This is a genomic window from Mycoplasma sp. 332 (genome assembly GCF_052378275.1).
In the GTDB taxonomy this organism is placed as follows: domain Bacteria; phylum Bacillota_I; class Bacilli_A; order Mycoplasmatales; family Metamycoplasmataceae; genus Metamycoplasma.
Genome location: NZ_CP198998.1, coordinates 101,653 through 122,260 on the forward strand (window position 1 = coordinate 101,653; position 20,608 = coordinate 122,260).

At 29.6% G+C, this 20,608-nt stretch carries 21 protein-coding genes and 1 rRNA gene; 17 read left to right on the plus strand and 5 right to left on the minus strand.

The window, feature by feature from the left end; translation table 4 throughout:
* Positions 1–139: 139 nt before the first annotated feature.
* From ACT1UH_RS00430 to ACT1UH_RS00445, 4 genes are all read left to right on the plus strand, one after another.
* A 23S ribosomal RNA gene (locus ACT1UH_RS00430) occupies positions 140–3,043 on the plus strand.
* 242 nt (positions 3,044–3,285) lie between these two features.
* A complete protein-coding gene (locus tag ACT1UH_RS00435) occupies positions 3,286–3,450 on the plus strand; it encodes a hypothetical protein (protein ID WP_444705028.1) in 165 nt (54 codons plus the stop codon).
* A 416-nt stretch (positions 3,451–3,866) separates the two neighbouring features.
* Positions 3,867–4,145 (plus strand): transposase, encoded by a 279-nt coding sequence (locus ACT1UH_RS00440; protein ID WP_444705174.1) that lies wholly within the window; start codon positions 3,867–3,869, stop codon positions 4,143–4,145.
* Between the two features lie 169 nt (positions 4,146–4,314).
* Entirely contained in the window at positions 4,315–4,704 is a 390-nt protein-coding gene (locus ACT1UH_RS00445; RefSeq protein WP_444705029.1) for a hypothetical protein, read from the plus strand.
* On the opposite strand, the gene ACT1UH_RS00450 is transcribed toward ACT1UH_RS00445, so the two are convergent.
* The 3 genes from ACT1UH_RS00450 to ACT1UH_RS00460 form a co-directional block, all read right to left on the minus strand.
* Entirely contained in the window at positions 4,672–5,757 is a 1,086-nt protein-coding gene (locus ACT1UH_RS00450; protein WP_444705030.1) for a M42 family metallopeptidase, read from the minus strand. The two genes, ACT1UH_RS00445 and ACT1UH_RS00450, sit on opposite strands and share 33 nt — an antisense overlap.
* Before the next feature lie 159 nt (positions 5,758–5,916).
* On the minus strand, positions 5,917–6,804 hold the full coding sequence (locus tag ACT1UH_RS00455) for a hypothetical protein (RefSeq protein WP_444705031.1): 888 nt from the start codon (positions 6,802–6,804) through the stop codon (positions 5,917–5,919).
* On the minus strand, positions 6,788–7,549 hold the full coding sequence (locus ACT1UH_RS00460) for a hypothetical protein (protein ID WP_444705032.1): 762 nt from the start codon (positions 7,547–7,549) through the stop codon (positions 6,788–6,790). The genes ACT1UH_RS00455 and ACT1UH_RS00460 overlap by 17 nt, the downstream gene beginning before the upstream one ends.
* 973 nt (positions 7,550–8,522) lie before the next feature.
* Here ACT1UH_RS00460 and ACT1UH_RS00465 point away from each other — a divergent pair.
* The 7 genes from ACT1UH_RS00465 (at position 8,523) to ACT1UH_RS00495 (ending at position 14,025) form a co-directional block, all read left to right on the plus strand.
* Positions 8,523–9,518 (plus strand): hypothetical protein, encoded by a 996-nt coding sequence (locus tag ACT1UH_RS00465; protein ID WP_444705033.1) that lies wholly within the window; start codon positions 8,523–8,525, stop codon positions 9,516–9,518.
* A 199-nt stretch (positions 9,519–9,717) separates the two neighbouring features.
* Positions 9,718–10,464, plus strand: a complete 747-nt coding sequence (locus ACT1UH_RS00470) for a hypothetical protein (protein ID WP_444705034.1) — start codon at positions 9,718–9,720, stop codon at positions 10,462–10,464.
* Between the two features lie 932 nt (positions 10,465–11,396).
* Positions 11,397–11,615 carry a hypothetical protein gene (locus ACT1UH_RS00475; protein ID WP_444705035.1) on the plus strand — a complete coding sequence of 73 codons (219 nt, stop codon included), beginning with the start codon at positions 11,397–11,399 and terminating at the stop codon, positions 11,613–11,615.
* Positions 11,616–11,918: 303 nt separating this feature from the next.
* Positions 11,919–12,722, plus strand: coding sequence for a hypothetical protein (locus tag ACT1UH_RS00480; RefSeq protein WP_444705036.1), 804 nt, complete (start codon positions 11,919–11,921; stop codon positions 12,720–12,722).
* A gap of 127 nt (positions 12,723–12,849) precedes the next feature.
* Positions 12,850–13,707 carry an IS256 family transposase gene (locus ACT1UH_RS00485; protein ID WP_444705037.1) on the plus strand — a complete coding sequence of 286 codons (858 nt, stop codon included), beginning with the start codon at positions 12,850–12,852 and terminating at the stop codon, positions 13,705–13,707.
* Positions 13,691–13,855 carry a transposase gene (locus ACT1UH_RS00490; protein ID WP_444705038.1) on the plus strand — a complete coding sequence of 55 codons (165 nt, stop codon included), beginning with the start codon at positions 13,691–13,693 and terminating at the stop codon, positions 13,853–13,855. The genes ACT1UH_RS00485 and ACT1UH_RS00490 overlap by 17 nt, the downstream gene beginning before the upstream one ends.
* 26 nt (positions 13,856–13,881) lie before the next feature.
* The gene (locus ACT1UH_RS00495) at positions 13,882–14,025 is read left to right on the plus strand and encodes a hypothetical protein (RefSeq protein WP_444705175.1); all 144 of its coding nucleotides are present in this window, start codon (positions 13,882–13,884) and stop codon (positions 14,023–14,025) included.
* 236 nt (positions 14,026–14,261) lie between these two features.
* Here the strand turns inward: ACT1UH_RS00495 and ACT1UH_RS00500 are convergent, their stop codons facing one another.
* Complete coding sequence (locus ACT1UH_RS00500) at positions 14,262–14,690, minus strand: bis(5'-nucleosyl)-tetraphosphatase (protein ID WP_444705039.1); 429 nt, start codon at positions 14,688–14,690, stop codon at positions 14,262–14,264.
* Positions 14,677–15,204: a hypothetical protein gene (locus tag ACT1UH_RS00505; protein ID WP_438340680.1), complete on the minus strand. Its 528-nt coding sequence runs from the start codon at positions 15,202–15,204 to the stop codon at positions 14,677–14,679. The genes ACT1UH_RS00500 and ACT1UH_RS00505 overlap by 14 nt, the downstream gene beginning before the upstream one ends.
* A 268-nt stretch (positions 15,205–15,472) precedes the next feature.
* Here ACT1UH_RS00505 and dnaX point away from each other — a divergent pair, with 268 nt between their 5' ends.
* The 6 genes from dnaX to rsmI are packed head-to-tail and all read left to right on the plus strand — an operon-like array spanning position 15,473 to position 20,581.
* Positions 15,473–17,443 carry a DNA polymerase III subunit gamma/tau gene (gene dnaX, locus ACT1UH_RS00510; RefSeq protein WP_444705040.1) on the plus strand — a complete coding sequence of 657 codons (1,971 nt, stop codon included), beginning with the start codon at positions 15,473–15,475 and terminating at the stop codon, positions 17,441–17,443.
* Positions 17,444–17,472: 29 nt separating this feature from the next.
* Positions 17,473–17,766: a YbaB/EbfC family nucleoid-associated protein gene (locus ACT1UH_RS00515; RefSeq protein ID WP_444705041.1), complete on the plus strand. Its 294-nt coding sequence runs from the start codon at positions 17,473–17,475 to the stop codon at positions 17,764–17,766.
* Positions 17,766–18,356: a toprim domain-containing protein gene (locus ACT1UH_RS00520; RefSeq protein ID WP_438340683.1), complete on the plus strand. Its 591-nt coding sequence runs from the start codon at positions 17,766–17,768 to the stop codon at positions 18,354–18,356. Before ACT1UH_RS00515 ends, ACT1UH_RS00520 begins: the two co-directional genes overlap by 1 nt.
* 8 nt (positions 18,357–18,364) lie before the next feature.
* Positions 18,365–19,006 carry a dTMP kinase gene (gene tmk, locus ACT1UH_RS00525; RefSeq protein WP_438340684.1) on the plus strand — a complete coding sequence of 214 codons (642 nt, stop codon included), beginning with the start codon at positions 18,365–18,367 and terminating at the stop codon, positions 19,004–19,006.
* Positions 19,006–19,884, plus strand: coding sequence for a hypothetical protein (locus tag ACT1UH_RS00530; RefSeq protein ID WP_444705042.1), 879 nt, complete (start codon positions 19,006–19,008; stop codon positions 19,882–19,884). The genes tmk and ACT1UH_RS00530 overlap by 1 nt, the downstream gene beginning before the upstream one ends.
* Positions 19,874–20,581, plus strand: coding sequence for a 16S rRNA (cytidine(1402)-2'-O)-methyltransferase (rsmI, locus tag ACT1UH_RS00535; RefSeq protein ID WP_444705043.1), 708 nt, complete (start codon positions 19,874–19,876; stop codon positions 20,579–20,581). The genes ACT1UH_RS00530 and rsmI overlap by 11 nt, the downstream gene beginning before the upstream one ends.
* The last annotated feature ends 27 nt before the right edge of the window (positions 20,582–20,608 follow it).

Consider the following 20,608-nt stretch of genomic DNA (forward strand, 5'->3'; position numbering starts at 1 on the left):
AGTTTTGAGAGATTTATCTCTCATTTTGTTCTTTGAAAACTGAATATCGACATTGAAAATTAAATTTATTAATATTTCAAAGTTTAGATCAACCTATAGAATATATCATACAATAGACAAACAATAGGTCTTATACTACTATTAAACAAGATAAGAGTTTTTGGTGGATGCCTTGGGTCTGGAAGTCGATGAAGGACGTGATTACCTGCGATAAGCCTCGGTTAGCTGGAAATGAGCTGTGATCCGGGATTTCCGAATGGGGAAACCTAATTAAGTTAATACTTAATTATCATATTGATGAATTCATAGTCAAATGAAGAGACACGCTGTGAATTGAAACATCTCAGTAGCAGCAGGAAGAGAAAATAAAGAATGATTCCCTAAGTAGTGGCGAGCGAAAGGGGAAAAGCCCAAACCAACATTCGTTGTTGGGGTTGTAGGACTACATTATAGAGTTACAAAATATGCACATAGCAGAATAAGTTGGAATGCTTGAACATAGAGGGTGAAATTCCCGTAAGCGAAATGTGCGTATCTCTTTGTAGTATCCTGAGTAGGGCGGGGCACGTGAAACCCTGTCTGAATCTGCCGGGACCACCCGGTAAGGCTAAATACTAACCAGACACCGATAGTGAACTAGTACCGTGAGGGAAAGGTGAAAAGAACCCCGGGAGGGGAGTGAAATAGATTCTGAAACCAATTACTTACAGTTAGTCAGAGCCCGTTAATGGGTGATGGCGTACATCTTGCAGAATGGACCGGCGAGTTATGTCAACATGCGAGGTTAAGTGGATTAAAGCGAAGCCGTAGAGAAATCGAGTCTTAATAGGGCGCTTAGTATGTTGATATAGACCCGAAACCAGGTGATCTACCCATGAGCAGGTTGAAACTTAGGTAACACTAAGTGGAGGACCGAACCGTAGTACGCTAAAAAGTGCCCGGATGACTTGTGGGTAGGGGTGAAATTCCAATCGAACTTGGAGATAGCTGGTTCTCTCCGAAATAGCTTTAGGGCTAGCGTGTAGTGTTAAGTGATGGGGGTAGAGCACTGAATATGGAATGGCGGCGCCTAGCTGTACTGACTATAATCAAACTCCGAATACTATCATGAATTGCTATGCAGTCGGTACATCGGTGATAACGTCGATGCACGCGAGGGGAACAACCCAGATCGTCAGCTAAGGTCCCAAAATTGTGTTAAGTGAGAAAGGTTGTGGAGTTTCTTAAACAGCTAGGATGTTGGCTTAGAAGCAGCCATCGTTTAAAGAGTGCGTAATAGCTCACTAGTCGAGAGACTCTGTGCCGATAATTCAACGGGACTAAAACACAATACCGAAGCTACGGGCATGAAAATGCGTTAGGAGAGCGTTGTAAGGGCATTGAAGCCAGACTGTGAAGACTGGTGGAGCGCTTACAAGTGAGAATGCCGGTATGAGTAACGATTCAGAGTGAGAATCTCTGACGCCTATTGGGGAAGGTTTCCTGGGCAAGGTTCGTCCACCCAGGGTTAGTCGGGTCCTAAGACGAGGCCGAAAGGCGTAGCCGATGGACAACAGGTTAATATTCCTGTACTTTCTATAAATGTGATGGAGTGACGGGGGAGGATAGTACTACCACTTATTGGATTGTGGGGTAAATAGTAACTGGGTTATGTAGGCAAATCCGCATAATAAATTTTTAACCGGGAGCTATGATGCATAGTGAAAGGGCAACTAAGTAGCGAATTGGATGATTTCATACCTCTTAAAAAAGCTTCTAACATATAGTTTATGGAAACCCGTACCGAGAACGGACACACGTCCCCAAGATGAGTATTCTAAGGCGAGCGAGAAAACCAATGTCAAGGAACTCTGCAAATTCATCCCGTAAGTTCGCAAGAAGGGATGCCCACCATAACAAGTGGGCCGCAGTGAATAGTAAGGGGGAACTGTTTATCAAAAACACAGCTCTATGCTAAATCGTAAGATGATGTATATGGGGTGACTCCTGCCCAGTGCCCGAAGGTTAAGCAAAGGTGTTAGCATTAGCGAAGCATTGATGTGAAGCCCGGGTGAACGGCGGCCGTAACTATAACGGTCCTAAGGTAGCGAAATTCCTTGTCGGCTAAATACTGACCTGCACGAAAGGAGTAATTATCTCTTAACTGTCTCGACATTGGACTCGGTGAAATTATGGTTCCGGCGAAGACGCCGGAGACCCGCATCTAGACGAAAAGACCCCGTGGAGCTTTACTATAACTTCATATTGGAGTTTGATTTAACTTGTGTAGGATAGGTGGGAGACTGTGATGCTTGGGCGCTAGTTCAAGTGGAGTCGTCGTTGAAATACCACCCTTGTTACGTTGAACTTCTAACTTGTTACCATGATCTGGTAAGAGGACAGTGTGTGGTGGGTAGTTTGACTGGGGCGGTCGCCTCCTAAAGGGTAACGGAGGCGTTCAAAGTTACACTCAATACGGTCAGAAACCGTATCAAAGAGCATAAAGGTAGAAGTGTGATTGACTGTGAGACCTACAAGTCGAGCAGGTGCGAAAGCAGGACTTAGTGATCCGGCGGTTCTTCGTGGAAAGGCCGTCGCTCAACGGATAAAAGCTACCCCGGGGATAACAGGCTTATCTTTCCCAAGAGATCACATCGACGGGAAGGTTTGGCACCTCGATGTCGGCTCATCGCATCCTGGAGCTGGAGTCGGTTCCAAGGGTTGGGCTGTTCGCCCATTAAAGCGGTACGCGAGCTGGGTTCAAAACGTCGTGAGACAGTTTGGTTCCTATCTGATGTGGGCGTTGGAATATTGATGAGAGCTACTCTTAGTACGAGAGGACCGGAGTGGACGCACCGATGGTGTGCCAGTTGTTTCGCCAGAAGCATAGCTGGGTAGCCAAGTGCGGCAGGGATAACCGCTGAAAGCATCTAAGCGGGAAGCCCCCTCAGAGATGAGTATTCCCTATTAAATTCCTTATAGACTATGAGGTTGATAGGCTGGAGGTGTAAGTATAGCAATATATTCAGCTGACCAGTACTAATAAATTGATTGGTTTAATAGTGATTCTATAGAAGTTATCTAAAATAAAAAAGTCGATATTCAGTTTTCAGGGAACAAAAAGCCAGTCTTGGCTTTTTTTATTATACTTTTACCCTAAACTTGAAGTAATTTTGTAAATTATTTTATAAAACTCAAGCAAAAAACAAAAAAGAATTAAATTTGAAAAAATCAGCATTTTTTACATTTCTAGCTCGAAAAGTATTTTTATTTAGTTATAAATAAACTAAATAAAATGAGGTAAAAATGATAATAAAAGATCAAAGAGTAAAGATTCCTAAAAAGGTTCAAATTATAAGAAAAGATGATAATAAATATGTATATTATGCCGCAGGAACAAAATATAAAAAAGATAAAAAATATAATATTGATAAGAGAGTAAATATTGGGAAAATAGATCCAAAAAAATAGCAACTTATTAATAGCAAATGATGAGTATTTTTTAATTTTTCCAGACACAAAAATAACAATCATAGAAGATGATAAAAAAATATCATCCGTTATTTCTATCGGGCAATATTTGGCAATAACTAGAATTTTTAAAGATTTATATATAGATGAACAATTAAAAAAATATTTTTAACACAAAAAGCGAATTAATAAAGGCATTGACATTTTATTATATTGATGAAGAATCTATGGCTTCGCAATTATTTGAAAAGTGGCATATAAAATTTTTTCTGGTTTGTTTTCAATTCCTTCAAAACGATATGAATGCTTTTGCATAAAGTTATAACAACAAAAAAATACTTGAATTTAATTATAGATGATCAAAACAATTAAGAACATATTTAGAATATTCGGATGACGCATATTTATCTGTCGATTTAACGAACTTTAATATAAGCTCAAAAAACATGAAACATGCTGAATATGGAAAGCCAAATGTTGATGAAGGACTTCTGCAAATAAACTTGTCGTATTGTTTAGATCCAAAGACTGGGTTACCAATTTTTTATGATTTATATCCCAAATCAGTTATTGATGTAAGTTACTACAAAAAAATGATTGATAAAGTTTTAAATTTGCGTTATAAATCAGCAGCTTTAGTATTGGATCGGGGTTATTTTTCAAAAGACAATATTGAAAATTTCTGAAAACATTAACTTTATAATTATGGCAGAAACTTATAACAAGAGATTAAGTAATTTATTAAAGAAAAAACAAGGATAAAATATATAAAAATGCTGAAAATTTAATTTTGAACATAAAGTTTTTGCTTGAAAAACATACGAGCAAGCTTTTACAAATTCAACAAACAAGTATTTTATTTATATGTTTTATAATGAACAAAAAGCATTATTAGAAGTTGAAAAATATAATACGGTTTTAAATATATTATCAAAACAACTTGAAAATATTGAATACTTAAATGAAAATATTTATAGAACATATGGAAATTATTTTGATTTTAAAGTGGATGAAGAAAGCAAAATAATTTCTTATGAAATAAATAAGAAAAATTATCAAGACGTGCTTGATAATTCTGGTTATTTTTGTCTAATAAATTTAGATTTGTGTGATTGCTATTCTCAAATCTCTTACTCAAAAAGTAAGCAGGAGATAAATTGACGCAAAATTTACTATATTACTAGTTTAAACACGATTTTATTTATGTGCTTTTGATATTTCTTACTTGTATTTGATATCCTCTCATTTTTCTAAATTAAAGTCCTGAAGAAAATTAATTAATAAATCTCCGGCAGCAATTAAGTCTGAAATTGCACAAACACCTATAGGGCTATGTAAATATCTTTGTGGTAAAGAAATGGTCAGAGTCGCTGCACCACCATGAGCAAATTGAAGTTCATGAGCATCTGTTCCTCCTCCCATTGCAACAAATTTATATGTAGGTATGTTATATTTTTTTGATATGTTTTGAAATTCTTTAACTAATTTTGGGTCCATCATTGTACCACGATCCTTTATTCTTAGAGCAGCACCCTTGTATAATAAAGTATTTCCTGGGATTGTGTTAGGGGTGTCATGTGATGCGCATGTATCAAGAGCAATTGCTATGTTTGGCTTAATTAATGAAACACTAGTTCTAGCCCCTCTTGTTCCTACCTCTTCTTGCACTGTGCCAACTAAGTAGAGATCAACATCAAGATCTTTATCGTTGATGGCATTAGCAACGTATTCTAGAACAGTTATACCAGCTCTATTATCCATTGCTTTTCCACCCAATAAATTAGGATCATTAAATAGTATAGTTTCACCTGACATGTATACTAAGTCACCTACGCCAACTCCTTGTTCTTTAGCATCTTCATCTGATTTAAAACCAAAATCAGCATAAATTTCATTATTAGAAATTGCTTTTGAAATTTCATTTTCTTGCATAATGTGTATGCTTGTGTGGCCAAAAACGCCATTAAAGGTTTTGCTTTCTTCTGTTACTAATTTTGCTTTTGTCCCAATTACTGTTGATGGTCAAATACCTCCAACAGGAGATAAATAGAGTTGCCCCTTTTTATCTATATTTCTAACTAGAAACCCTACTTCATCCATATGTGCAGCAATCATAACTTTTGGCGCACTAGGATTTTTTGATTTCTTTCTAAATATAACTGATCCAAGGTTATCTCTACTAATCTCAAATTTTTTATTTCCTAGTGATTTTTTCAACTCATTAACCACAGGCTCTTCATAACGCGACATAGCCTCAATTTCCATGTATTTAATTAATCTTTGTTTGAATAACTCATTTTTATCCATAAATTTATAAACCTCTTTAAATATAAAAATAATATATAAATTTTATCAAAATAACTAAAATAACTAGTTTTAATAATTGATATGTGACCTTCAATTTTGTATAGTTCATCTTTATGTTTTGATAAAAAAACACTAGCAAGCGTTGCTAGTGTTAAATTATTATTTTTTAAATTCAATATAGCTTTGTTGTTTTGAATGGTTTGTAAATGTAATTGAAAAATCACCTTTTACCTTATTATTAAATTTATAAGCAACATAAAGAACTAATTTATTTATTCCATTCCTTTTTTCAATCTTTCCAAGAAATTCAACTGTTGTGAAGCCACTTGGGCTTGTGTAATCAATTATTCCACCTTTCTTTTTTAAGAAAACATTGTGAATTTTCTTGTCAAATAATCTACCAAATAGTGCATCGTCAACTATTTTGCTAGTTAATTCTTTTGGTTTTGAATTATTATTTTGAAGGGCGTCAATAATTTGTTGTTCTGTGTATTTTTGCTTGAGACCTTTATTGTCATCTATACCAATCAGAAAAATACTTTTTGTTGCTTCAACTTTAAGTTGATATGCCTCTTTGATTTGATTTGTGAAGTTTTTCATTTTTTCAACGTAGCCATTAGTTTTAGAGTAAAAATTATGGTTTGGTTCCTTCAATCATTCACTAAATTCATTTCTTTTTTTTAATATATCTAATGCGTTATTACGATATTCTATAAGTTTTTGCTTATTGTACTTAATATTTTTTAGTTGTAATTCATTTAATTTTTTGTTTCCTTCAATGCTAAATGTATTTCCAAAATCTTTAAAAGGTTTATACATGTTTGCTAGCATTATTTCAGTTTCGACATATTTTTTTACTGTACTAATGTATTCCAACACTTGACCAACTGTTGTGCTATCATTTATTAATTTTTCAAAATGATTTTTAATGTCAGTAGTTGTTGCAGATACTTCTTTTCCAAAAAATTTATCATCATATACAGGACTTATTTTTTGTGTTTCAGTACTAATTAAATTTCTAAATTCTTCTTTAATTTCATCAACCAATTTTTTTTTTGTTAGGTGATTTTAGTTTAGATAACGGAACCAAATTATCATTCATATCATAAATAATATTTGATTCGCCTTTTAGAGATTTAATAAGTTTAGTTGCTAATGTGGTAGGACTACTCAATCTTTCTTCATCATCAGAAATTCAAGGGCTATTATGATTTGGTTCATGGTTTTCTCATGGTTCATTTGATTCAGGTTCATTTGATGGGAATATATCTAACTCATTTTCGATATAGTCATCTTCTAGTGGAAAATCAAAAGCATGTTGTGTTCCGTCATCTTTGGATTTATCATAGTATTTATATCATTGTTTGTAGTATAAATTATCAATTGTTTTTTTGATTAATTCATTAGTTGGATCACTAAAATCAATTTCAAATTTTGGTCCTTTAAAACCATTCAAAATATTTGAGCTAGTGTCTTGATCCTTTGGAAGATCAGGGATCAGATCTTTTGGTAATAAATTTCCAATCAATAAATTTTTAATATGTTTATTTTTATGTCTAATATCATTTAGAGTATCCTTTGGTAGAATACTTTTAATAGTTTCATAAACTGATTGTAAATCATTTTTTTGTTCTTTAACTTTAGGTTTTTTCTTAGGAGTATCAGATATTTTGTCAGGGCTAGGTTTTGGGTTTGGTATATTATGTGTTTTTGTATTTACACATGAAAATGCAACCGCTGCGGTTGCTATTGTTGGTAAAAGACCTAAGAAAAATCAACTTATTTTTCGCATATTTTCTCCTTAGTATTAGGTTTTATTAATAAAAATATTATATTACATTATCACTATTTTCCTAGGTAAATAGGGTTAATAGTAACTAAAAAAGCAATTAGTAATAATATAAAGCTTTTTTGCTTACATTAAATTGATAACAATGCATGGTTGTTGCAAAAAGCATAAACTTAATTAGCATAGATTTTTTAGTTTAAATTATTTAATTTTTAAATTACTTCCAAAAATAAAAGATGGATAATTGATTATGTTTTCTCTTGCGTTTTTTGTATTTGTGCTCAGTTTAAATGTCTTGAAAAATAATTAAATATATTTTTGTCTATTTAGCAATCCTAGCTTGCTTAATTGTCTCAAAATATGCCTTTGAGCTAAAATAATGTATAAAACTATACTATTTTTTTGTTTTGTTATTCTAACAAATTAATTATTAACTAAACTTATTCAAATCTTGCTAAATTAGATGAACCAATGAAACAAATAAAAAATCATTTATATACTAAAAACTAATAATTTAACAAGTTTTAGAAATTCATATAGAAAAAATGAAAAAAGAATCTAAAGGCAATGTTAAACCTTGCTATAGTGAATTAAATAAATATTTCTTGTGGATGGTCTTTAAGTAAATCGCGAAGACCGATAAACATGATAGAAAATTAATCAATTAAGAAAATGATTATTTTAAAAACCTTGATGACAAAGAAAGAATTAAATTATAAAAAAATATTATGTTATCAATTGTACCTTAATATATGGTTTTAAATATCTATCTTTATTTTTTCTTCTTAATTTTAATTGAAATTGAAGTAATAGGTTTAGATATAGTTTATTCTCAAACCAGTTTAAATTATCTTTTTTAACCAAAAACAAAAAAAAAAAAAAAAATAAATTATAATTATGACTTGCGCCAATTCTTCTAGACATAATTAAAAAATGTTTGGGAATAGCTTGAATTCATAAAATTTTAAGGAGAAAAATGAAAAAAAGCAAATTACTTTTTCTAGGATTTTTACCTGTTTTGGCAACACCGGTTATAGCTCTATCATGTGCAAATCCTGCTAAACCGGAAAAACCAGAAAAACCAGCTGAACCAAAGAAACCAGAAAACCCAGAAACAAAGAAACCAGAGACTCCAAATGAAGATAAAAATCAACAGTTTGGCGATAATATTAAAATTGTTTATGAAGATTTAAAGAAACATCATTCAAAAGAAGTTCTTACAGACTTAATAAAACAAAATAAACCAATTAAAGATTTATTAATTAAGAATGCTATTAAACTAGACTCAGTTGATTCAATCAATACTAGCAATAATCTTATAAATAATATAAAAAACGAAGCACCAAAAATTGAAATTGATTTTAGTGACCCAACTAATGAAGAAATTAAGAATGTAATTGATAATTTTTATTACAAGAATTTATATAAAGAATACGACAGAACTAAGGATGATGGCAAACACGGATTTGATTTTCTTGATGATGGTTATACAGATTTAGGTGTTATTTCAATGCAAAATAATGAACCAGACTATAACGAACCTTGAGATGAAGATGATGAACCAGGTGAATTAAGTTTTACAAATGCCGAAAATATGAATATTAAAACAAAAAGCGAAGAGAGTTTTGATAAAAAAACTTATGACCCTAAAAAAGATGATGGAAAGAATCAAAATTTTGACTTTTCTATTGATGATAATAATAAGGATTTAATTGTTTCCAAATCAGAAGGGAGACCATGACAAGAATTGCCTGATAATAATGAACCTTGGATTTCTGATGATGAGGAAGGCAAAGATAATTCTAAACAAGATTCAAAATCACAAATGAAGTCGCCAGAGTTAAAGGAAACAGAAGCCAAAAAACAACCTATGGTTTTTACAGATTTTGCAGAGCTTGCCGATTTATTCTTAAAAGGAATAGAAGGTAAGGGTCCAAACTTTATATTTGAACCAAGATCGATAAAAAACTAAAATAAAATATTGAAATTTATAATCAATCTAATAAAGCACGAGGAGTTATTTTAGGTTTAACTTCTTGTGCTTTTGTGATATTTAGGATGATTTGCTAACCTATTTTTTGCCTTATTAGACACAAATTTTGCCAAAACAAAAAAAAAAAAAAAATACTATAAAATATGCTTTATAAACTTAATTAAATATAAGGAGAAAAATGAAAAAAAGCAAATTACTTTTTCTAGGATTTTTACCTGTTTTGGCAACACCAGTTATAGCTCTATCGTGTGCAAATCCTGCTAAACCAGAAAAACCAGCTGAACCAATGAAGCCAGAAAAACCAGCAGAACCAAAGAAGCCAGAAACTCCAAATAAAGATAAAAATCAACAGTTTGGCGATAATATTAAAATTGTTTATGAAGATTTAAAGAAACATCATTCAAAAGAAGTTCTTACAGACTTAATAAAACAAAATAAACCAATTAAAGATCTATTAATTAAGAATGCTATTAAACTAGACTCAGTTGATTCAATCAATACCAACAATAATCTTATAAATAATATAAAAAACGAAGCACCAAAAATTGAAATTGATTTTAGTGACCCAACTAGTGAAGAAATTAAGAATGTAATTGATAATTTTTATTACAAGAATTTATATAAACATTATGATAGATCAAAAGAAGGCAAACAAGGGTTTGATTTTCCTCTTGATGAAGGTGGAACCTTTGATTTTGATGTGTATCCGCTAGATCTGCCAGAGGAAAATATTCCATGAGAATTTTATGAACCGGACCATAATCAACCATGGGATGAAGATGATGAACCATCTAAGCCAAAAGTTTTACAAACAACACAAGATGCAAGTAATTTGGCCGATTATTTGGCAAATCTACTTAGCGGTAGTTTAGGAAACTATGGTATCCAAAGTGATAAAGATGGCTTTACATTTAAAATAAATTAAATTTTATAATAATTAATTTTTTATTCTAAACCAGATATAAGTCTGGTTTTTATTATCAATAGGGTTAAAAATTAATATTAAAATGCGAATAAAACTTATTAAGCATGGCTAAAAAATGCCGTTTTTAAGCTAAAATACCTTGTTGAAGTTAAGAACAAAAATGCGATGCATATTCAAAAGCCTAGATATTTTGTGAATAAAAATTGAAAATTATATACAAAAAGCCCCATTGTTCAAATAGAACAAGAGGAGAATAATAAAAAAAGAAAATTACTTTTCAGAACTTTAGCCAACATTAATAGTAGTAATTTGCAGCCCTTACTTATAAAACAAATCATACTATAAACTAGAACAAACCAAACCACTAAAAATCTAGCATCTATAAATTCTAAAACTAGTGAACAAAAATGATTTACAATCAGTTTATGAAACTATTAAAAATATTCTGCCAAAGGATACTCTAAATGATATTAGACATAAAAATAAACATATTAAAAATTGATTGGTTGGAAATTCATTACCAAAAAATATAATCTTAGATACTCCACAAAAAAGGTGTCGGATGAGAAAATGAACTAGATAATTTTATTTTTTAGTAAGTAAGGATACTTTGTAAGGAAAAACTATAAAAAATGCTTATAAATTGAATAAATTATGATTAAAAAATTCAGCAAGCGTTGAAAAAAAGTAAATTTATATAAAAATCCGTGTCTAAATATAGGATACGATTTTTAGTTTCTTATTTATAAAGAATGTTAGAACTGTTTGCAAATATATAATAAGCAGCTTATTATAATCGTGAGCTCGTTCCAGTTTAGTATGATCAAAAAAAAATAAGGAACTTACTGATAGAATAGCAATGGAATGCAGTATTAACTTATTGAATAACTATGAGTCGTTGCCTTCCTTAAATAGCCAAATTGATTTTTTGATTGTCAAATAATACTAATCCAAACAATATTCAAGAAAGCATTAATGCCGCAAATGAATTTATTAACTTCTTACTTGAATCAGAAAGAAAACGGCTAGTTTCTGAAGGAAAAATCGCAGAAGAAATAATTGGAATTCTTAATAATCAAAAGAATGAAGTTTTGCGCGAATTTAAACTAAAATTAGAGGGTTTTGATTCCTCAACAAAAAGAACAAATTAAATTAGTATGCTCAAAAAAATGGCTGTTTTGCCATTTTTTTATTTCTTAGTTTAATGATTGAATAGCGAATTAAATAAAACAAATTTATGTTAGTGATATTTTTACAGTAAATATGTTTTTATTAGATCAAAGACGTAAATTAGAATAATGCTAAGTAGTAAAAAGTGACATCATAAATGCCTTGGCTTTGTCTAAAATTTTGGTCATAATTAGAGCATTAATCGCGAAATTTTGCCAAAACAAAAAAAAAAAAAAATACTATAAAATTTGCTTTATAAACTTAATGTAAATATAAGGAGAAAAATGAAAAAAAGCAAATTACTTTTTCTAGGATTTTTACCTGTTTTGGCAACACCAGTTATAGCTTTATCATGTGCAAATCCTGCTAAACCAGAAAAACCAGAAAAACCAGAAAAACCAGAAAAACCAGAAAAACCAGCTGAACCAATGAAGCCAGAAACTCCAAATAAAGATAAAAATCAACAGTTTGGCGATAATATTAAAATTGTTTATGAAGATTTAAAGAAACATCATTCAAAAGAAGTTCTTACAGACTTAATAAAACAAAATAAACCAATTAAAGATCTATTAATTAAGAATGCAATTAAACTAGACTCAGTTGATTCAATCAATACTAACAATAATCTTATAAATAATATAAAAAATGAAGCACCAAAAATTGAAATTGATTTTAGTGACCCAACTAATGAATTAATCGAAAAAACAATTGATAATTTATACTACAAACAATGATATAAATACTATGATAAATCCAAAGATGACGGAACACAACATGCTTTTGATTTTCCACTAGAAGATGACTATATCGAAAATGAGTTAGATATATTCTCTTCAAATGAACCTGAATCAAGTGAACCATGAGAAACCTATGAACCAGAGCATAATAGTCCTTGAGAGTGAGATGAAGGCGCTGATGAGGTCTCTCCAAATGAACCAGAGCATAATGAACTTTGAATTTCTGATGATGAAGAAGGATTGCCTAGTGCTACTGAATTAGTAGATAAACTTTTTGAATCTCTAAAGGGGGGATTCAATATCATTTATGATATGAATCCTGTGTTCCCCACTTTAAGTATAAAAAAATAAATATTCCATTTTATGTAGTTTATTAAGTTAAGCTAAAAGAATTTTTGGAACTGCAGATAATTTTGTGTAAAAATCTCCTAATAGCAAATATTTAAACTCAAAATATTTATATAGGAGATTTTTTAATATGTCAAAAAAAGAAATTAAAATGCTAAGTGCAAAAGAATTATATGATAAATATAAACCAGCAACTCAGGAAGAGGTTTGCGAAATTATTAAGCAAAATACCAAGGATCTTATTCAAATAATGCTAGAAGAAGAGATGAAAAAACACCTTGGTTACGATAGATATGAGCGTGAAAAAGCGATAAAGGATAATTATCGAAATGGTAGTTATTCTAAAAATGTAAGACCCAATTTAGGTGAAATTGAACTTCAAATTCCGAGGGATAGAAACTCTGAATTTGAACCAACAATAGTTCCAAAATACCAGTATGATATTTCTAAAATTGAAAGCCAAATTATCGGTCTTTATTCAAAAGGAATTTCAACAAGAGATATCTCTCAAACTCTTAAGGAAATGTACGGAGTTGAAGTTGACGCTACTTTCGTTAGCAGAGTAACTGAAAAGATAATTCCACACATAACGGAGTGAAGAAATAAACCTTTAGAAAAAACTTATGCAATGGTTTTTATTGATGGAATAAGGTTTAAAGTTAAAGAAGAAAATAAACTTGTTGAAAAGTCAGTTTACATAGTTATGGGATACTCCTTGGAAGGATATAAGGATGTTTTGGGGTTCTGAATCGGGGAATCTGAAAGTGCAAAATATTGAATTCAAGTACTAAATGACCTTAAATTAAGTGGAGTTCATGAGATTTATCTCATGGCGAGTGATAATTTAGTGGGAATTAACGAAGCAATCAAAGCTGTTTATTATAAAACACAAATTCAAAAGTGCATAGTTCATCAAATAAGAAATTCGACAAAACATGTTAACTATAAATTGAAAAGAATTTACCCAAGATATGAAAAATATTTATAAATCCAGCAACCTGGATGAGGCTTCAAGGCTTCTTGAAATTTTTGAACAAAAATGAGATTCTAAATATGATTATGCAGTCAAAATTTGAAGAAATAATTTCGATGAATTAGTTACTTTTTTAATTTTCCAGCGGAAATTAGTAAACTAATTTATACAACAAATGTTATTGAAAATTTAAATAGAAATATTAGAAAAATTTCTAAAAATAAAACTTCATTTCCTACTGATGACTCTTTAATAAAAATAGTTTATTTTGCAATTCAAAATAAAGTTGAAAAATGAGATAAATCCGTTCCTAACTGAGGGGGTTGTTTATAACCAATTGCAAATAATTTTCGAATAATAATAATTTAAAATAACCAAATAACATTTCGGAGATTAAATTTCCGATTTTGTTATGTTATTTGGTTATTTTTGAATAATAAATTTAGATTTGTGTGATTGCTATTCTCAAATCTCTTACTCAAAAAGTAACCAGGAGATAAATTTACACAAAATTTACTACACTACCCCGGCGGAAAGAAATAATAAAAAATCTGGATTAAATCCAGATTTTATTTATTATATTTTCAACAATTAATGATGTAGTAATTTACAGCTTTTTGGAGTACTTCCCGGTTTGAGTCATGAGTAATGCGATTCACCATAGCTTCTTCAATTCCAACTCACTCAACTATTTCTATTTCTCCTGGCTTATTTTTTATATCAAAATTTTTTGGTTTTGCTAAAAAAAATATAACATCTTTAGTTGTGTTTTTGAATGGAGAATATGTTGTTTTTTCTTTGAAGCCATCAATGATTTCAATATCAACATTTGTTTCTTCTTTAACTTCTCTTAGTGTTGTTTCGATCTCTGTCTCATTTTTTTCCATATGTCCCTTAGGAAAAGTCCAATGGCCGGCTGTTTGTTGAACAAGCAAAACATATAATTTAGATTCAATATTATTTAACACTACTGCGCCGCATGATTTAACGTATTTCATTTAAGATGCCACCTCTTTTTTTAATTGTAATATTTATTCCCAATATTGTAATTATATTTAAAATTAGAAGAGAATCAAAAATTAACTTGATTATTTTTAAATTCATGAATAAATTAATATTCTTTTCCTTACTATGTAGATTTTTTTGTAAGTAAGCATTTATTATAGCCTGGTGAGTCCCATTGATTAGAAATATTAGTAGAAAAAAAATTAAAATAAAAGCAATTAAAGCAATAACTAGACCAAAAACGGTTTTTAATAATTTATTATGATTAAGATTTTTTCTTTCCTTAAATATTGGCATATAGCTAAGGCTAGTTAACAACATAATAATATTTGTTAGTGTAATTATAGCTAATATTCCAATTAATAAATTTTTATTGATGTCTTTTTTTAATAATGCTGAAGCAATTATTTGTATAACGGATGCCAATAGAGCTACTATTACTAATACAAAGAAAGTGTAGAAATTGCGCTTGATTTGTGACTTGATTAGGTTATCAATTTTATTCATATTTATTATTATATATATTAAAATAAATACTTTTTACTATTAGTTAGAACTTAGTAAATGTTTTTTAATTTCAATAATAATAGTTTGTTTTATGTTAACATGATTTTTTTAAAAAAAGAAGTTTTGATAATTTTTGCTTATATAATTTAATACAATAATAGCATAGAATACCTTTGCTTTTTTGATAGACCTTTAACTAAAGGTTATTGTGTTTTTTAAATTTAAAACATTGGTATAAAATATATTATTTATGTTTAGGGAGAGTTCTGTGATCACAAAAAAATATTTAGCTCTATATCGTCAATATCGTCCAAAGACATTTGAGGAAATTTGTGGACAACAACACATAGTAGAGACACTAAAAAATATTATTCATGAAAACAAAATTGGCCATGCCTATCTATTTTGTGGTCCGCATGGTAATGGTAAAACTTCGACAGCAAAGATTTTTGCAAATGCTATTAATTGTATCCACCGTAGCTCAGAAAGTCCATGTTTAGAATGCATTAAATCGATTGATAATAATATTGATATTATTGAAATCGATGCTGCTTCAAATACCGGAATTGAAGATATTCGAGAACTTAAAGAGAAAATCAAACATTTGCCTACGAATGGTAAATATAAAATTTATATTATTGATGAAGTCCATATGTTATCAAAAGCAGCTTTTAATGCTCTTCTAAAAACTCTCGAGGAACCGCCAAAACACGCTATATTTATTTTAGCAACCACTGATCCTCAGAAGATCCCGCTAACAATATTAAGTCGTGTTCAAAGGTTTAACTTTAAAAAGATTGATAAAAAAGTATTATTTAATCAGCTTGTTAATATCTTTAAGAGAGAAAATATAGTAGCAAAGGATGATGCCATTAAGTTAATTGTTGATTTGGGTAATGGCAGTTTTAGAGACACGTTAAGTATTGCTGATCAAGTCGCTATTTATTGTGCAAATGAAGAAATAACTAAAGAAGCAATAGAAAGGCTCTTCGGAATAGTAGATTTTCAAAATATCTGATACTTAATAAAATGTATATGTGCCAACGAGCATAAGCCCTTAATTGACAAGTTTAATTATTTGGTTGAAAATGGCGCTAGCATTGAAAAAATTGTTCTGCAAATATTTAAGGCATTTAAAGACTATATAATTATGAAAAAAACTCATGACGAATCATTATTAGAGTTTGCTAATAAACAGCAACTTAGTGAACTTGATATTGATGATGAAGCTTTATTTAAATATATAGAATTAATTCAAAGCGCAATAAGAGATTCAAAAAATTCTGATATTCCCAAAGAACTTATTGATCTTTATTTATTAAAGATGTCTTCTTATAAGAAAAATAATTTAAATGATGGGATTATCAAAAAAAATATTGAAGATAATAATTTTTCATTTAATAATAAAGAAAAAGTTCATCAATATAATTTGAATAATGATTTCCAACTGGTTGATGACGAAATTGCTAATAATGATAATCATAAACAATTTAATTCAATTTTTGATCTTAAAAGCATTTCTAATCAATTTGAAGCTCCTAATGAAATTAGCACACAATCAATCAAAAAAGAGCTCAAAGATGTTGGAATTGAAGAAATAAATGTTGATCAATTGCTTGAAAAAACATCAGAAATTCTTATTGTAGAAACGGCCAAGGAATATGAGAATTCAGATTTATTAAATGATATTATTAGTGCTGAGTATAATGATCTTGCCCCTTCTAAGACTGTCGAAATCCTTAAGGCAGAGTTAGACCAAGATGAGGTTAATTCGCTTGTTTTTATTTACCAATACGTGCGAATGAAGATTTATAATTACGATTCCAAGGCTAAGACAGATATTGATACTATGTATTACAATATGATTGAAAGAAGAATTAAGAAGGAACTTGGATATTTGATTCCTTTGTTGACAGATTTTAAAATATTTTATAGTATTGATGACCTCATTGTTTTAAAAAGTGAAGACATTGCAAGGGTTCATCAACTAAATTTAAAAAGAACTAGTCCTGATTTTATTGAGGCTGTTAATAGCATTTTTGGTAGATACACAAATGTTGTTGCAATAACGCGTAACCAGCTTGATAATGCTATAAAATATTGTAAAGAAAATTGAGCAAGCAAAAAAGGCGAAGAAATTAAAATTATTAATTTGCCAAATTTAGATAAGTATAAAAATAAACAAAATCCCAATGTAGAATTTGCTAAGAAATTATTTGGCGATATTGTGAAGACATAAGGAAATTAAAAAAAGTAAGGAGAATTATTATGAACATTAATGAAATGTTAAAGAATGCAAAGAGAATTCAAGGAGAAATGGAAAAGGATGAGCAAGCTGTTGCTCAACAAAAGTTTGTTGTTGAAAAGCAAGGAATCAAGGTTACAATGAGTGGCCAAAGAAAAATTACAGAGATTATTATAAATGAAGCATTAATAGATCCTGAGGATCCTGAATTAATACAGGATTTAGTTATGCTTGCAGTTAATGAGGCTCTTGAAAAAATTGAAGCTGCATATGATGAAATTGGGACAAAGTATTCAAATAGCGGGTTACCATTTTAATGAATTTACAACTTAGAGATAAAATCGTTGAAGCTCTAAAGATGATACCTGGTATTTCAAAAAAGCAGGCAGGCAAAATTGTGACTTATTTTCTTGAGGTTAATCCAGAATACACAAGTACATTGTTTTTGGATATTATAGACTTACAAAAGCAAACCAAGAAGTGTACACAATGCTTAGCATATACTACTAAGGATATTTGTGATATTTGCTTAGATAAAAAAAGAGGTAAAAAACTTTTTGTAGTCCAAGATAACAATGATATTGAAAAAATTGAGCAGTTGGACATTGAAAAAGGCAAATATTTTGTTTTTAATGAATATATCAATACTAAACAAATTAGTAATGAAACAACTAAAAAAATCAACCATTTATTAAGTGTAGCATCAAAAAATGATGAAATTATTTTAGCTTTAAATACTGATATAAATGGCCAAATAACAATGAAATTTCTTGAGAAAAAGATACGAGATGAATTAAAAAATAAGGATCTGTATCAGCTATCTGTTGGTATTCCTTTTGGAATGTCAATCGATGCCGCCGATCCGATTTCGTTAAAACAGTCAATATTAAACAAGAAAAAGGTGTAGGAGTATTTATGGGTCGAACAGGTAAATTTATTGCTTTTGAAGGAATGGACGGATCTGGAAAAACAACTATTATTCAAATGCTAAAGAATGATCTTATTAAGGATGGATTAATTGATAATTTTGTATTTACTAGAGAACCAGGATCTGCTTTTTCAAAAGAGGCTGAACACATTCGACAATTAATTCTTGATAATGAAAATTCATTTAGCTCGATGGTTGATGCTTTGCTTTTTGCAACAAGTAGACGCCTAAACCTTGAAAAAGGTATATGGCCTGCCTTGCAGGAAGAAAAACATGTAATTACAGATCGTTATACAACATCATCATATGTTTATCAAGGAGTTTTAGGTGATGCTGGCTTGGAAAAAGTGGAAATAATTAACCAAATAGCAACAAATAAAACTGAACCTGATTTAATAATATTTTTTGATCTTGAACCTTCTGTATCGGTTGAAAGAATTACTAAGATGCGTGAAGGAATGGATAGATTCGAGACTTCCGATGTATCATATTATTTTTCTTTGCGAGAGGCTTATAATAAGGTTATTGCAAAAAACCGCTCTAGATACCGTGTTATTGATGCAAATTGTTCTATTATTGATTTATATGAGAAAGTTTTAGAAATTCTTAAAAAAGAAAATATTTTATAATGATTGATTTTGTTTTTAAAAAAATAATTGATAACTCTCTCTTAGAGCAAAAATTAGGGCAAGTTTATTTATTTTCATCAAAAAATATTAAAAGTTTTGATGAATATTTTTTATATTTTATTAATAATGTTAATGGTGAATGTTTTGAAAAAATTAGCGACATTAAACTAGGCGATATTTATTTTTATGTGGATGGAAGAAAAAATACAATTGGCAAAGAAAATATTCTTGATGTTATGAATGAAACAACTGAAACATCGTTGTTATCTAAAAATAAGAAAAAAATACTAATAATTGACACTGTCGAAAATGGTACACAGCAATCACTTAATAGTCTCTTAAAGTTTTTAGAAAATCCACCCCAAAACACCGTTGTTTTAATGTCTTGTAATTATATTTCTCAGGTTATAAGTACAATTAAATCACGTGCATTCATTATTGAATTAAATAATACCTTAAATACAAGAGATATTAATGAATTTAAGCCATTTAAGAATTTTTTTGTTCATACAAATAGTGAATATAATGAAGACATTATTCCTATTTTTACAGAATTAAGCAAGTCAATAGTTAATTCCAATAAAGAGCCACAAAAATTATTAGTTAAAATTATTAGTCATTTTAATTATGATAATAAGGAAGCAATCATAAATTTTATGATCATGGCATTTATGGATATATATAAAGTAAAAAAAGGATTTAATGATTTACTAATCTTGAATGATTATAAAATACAACCAACATCATTTGATTATGTTCCTATTTATAAAATATTATGTGTTCTTCAAGAAACTAAAGTAAATCTAAAAAATGCAGCAAACTTTAATCTACAAAAGGCTATTTTATTGTTGAAATTAGAGGAGTTCTATGGAGTTTAAAATTTATATCGTTGGAACCCCTATTGGAAACTTAGAAGATATAACCTTGCGCGCTATTAGAATTCTAAATGAAGTCGAAATTATCTTGTGCGAAGATATAAGAGTAAGTAAGAAGTTATTAAATAATTTTAAAATAACAGGCAAAAAATTGATTTCTTATCATAAGTTTAATGAGAAAGAATTGGCTCCCCGTGTTATTTCCTATATATTATCTGGGAAAAAAGTTGCTTTAATTTCTGATGCTGGTATGCCTTGCATTTCTGATCCTGGTTTTAATTTAATTAGTGAAGCGAATAAAAATGGAATTTTTGTTGATGTTATAGGGGGAGTTACTGCATTTACTCATGCATTCATAAAATCTAACTTTGGATCTACATTTAACTTTATTGGTTTTTTGAAAGATAAAAGTGGCGAGAGAATTAATCAGTTAAAAAAAATTAATGAGGGTGTTTATGTGGCGTATATATCGCCATATAAGCTAATAAGTACATTAAAAGATTTTGATGAAGTTTTTTCTAAAAAAGTTGATATTTACTTATGCAAAGAGTTAACTAAACTTTTTGAAAAAGATTATCGCGGGACTCCAAATGAAATTATTAAATTATTAGAAAATGAGCCAATTAAAGGCGAATATGTAATTGTCTTTAATATTAAAAAAGAAAAGCATATTAAGATTAATAAATATGCAAAAAAATAAAAACCGGAATTTTCCGGTTTTTAAAAA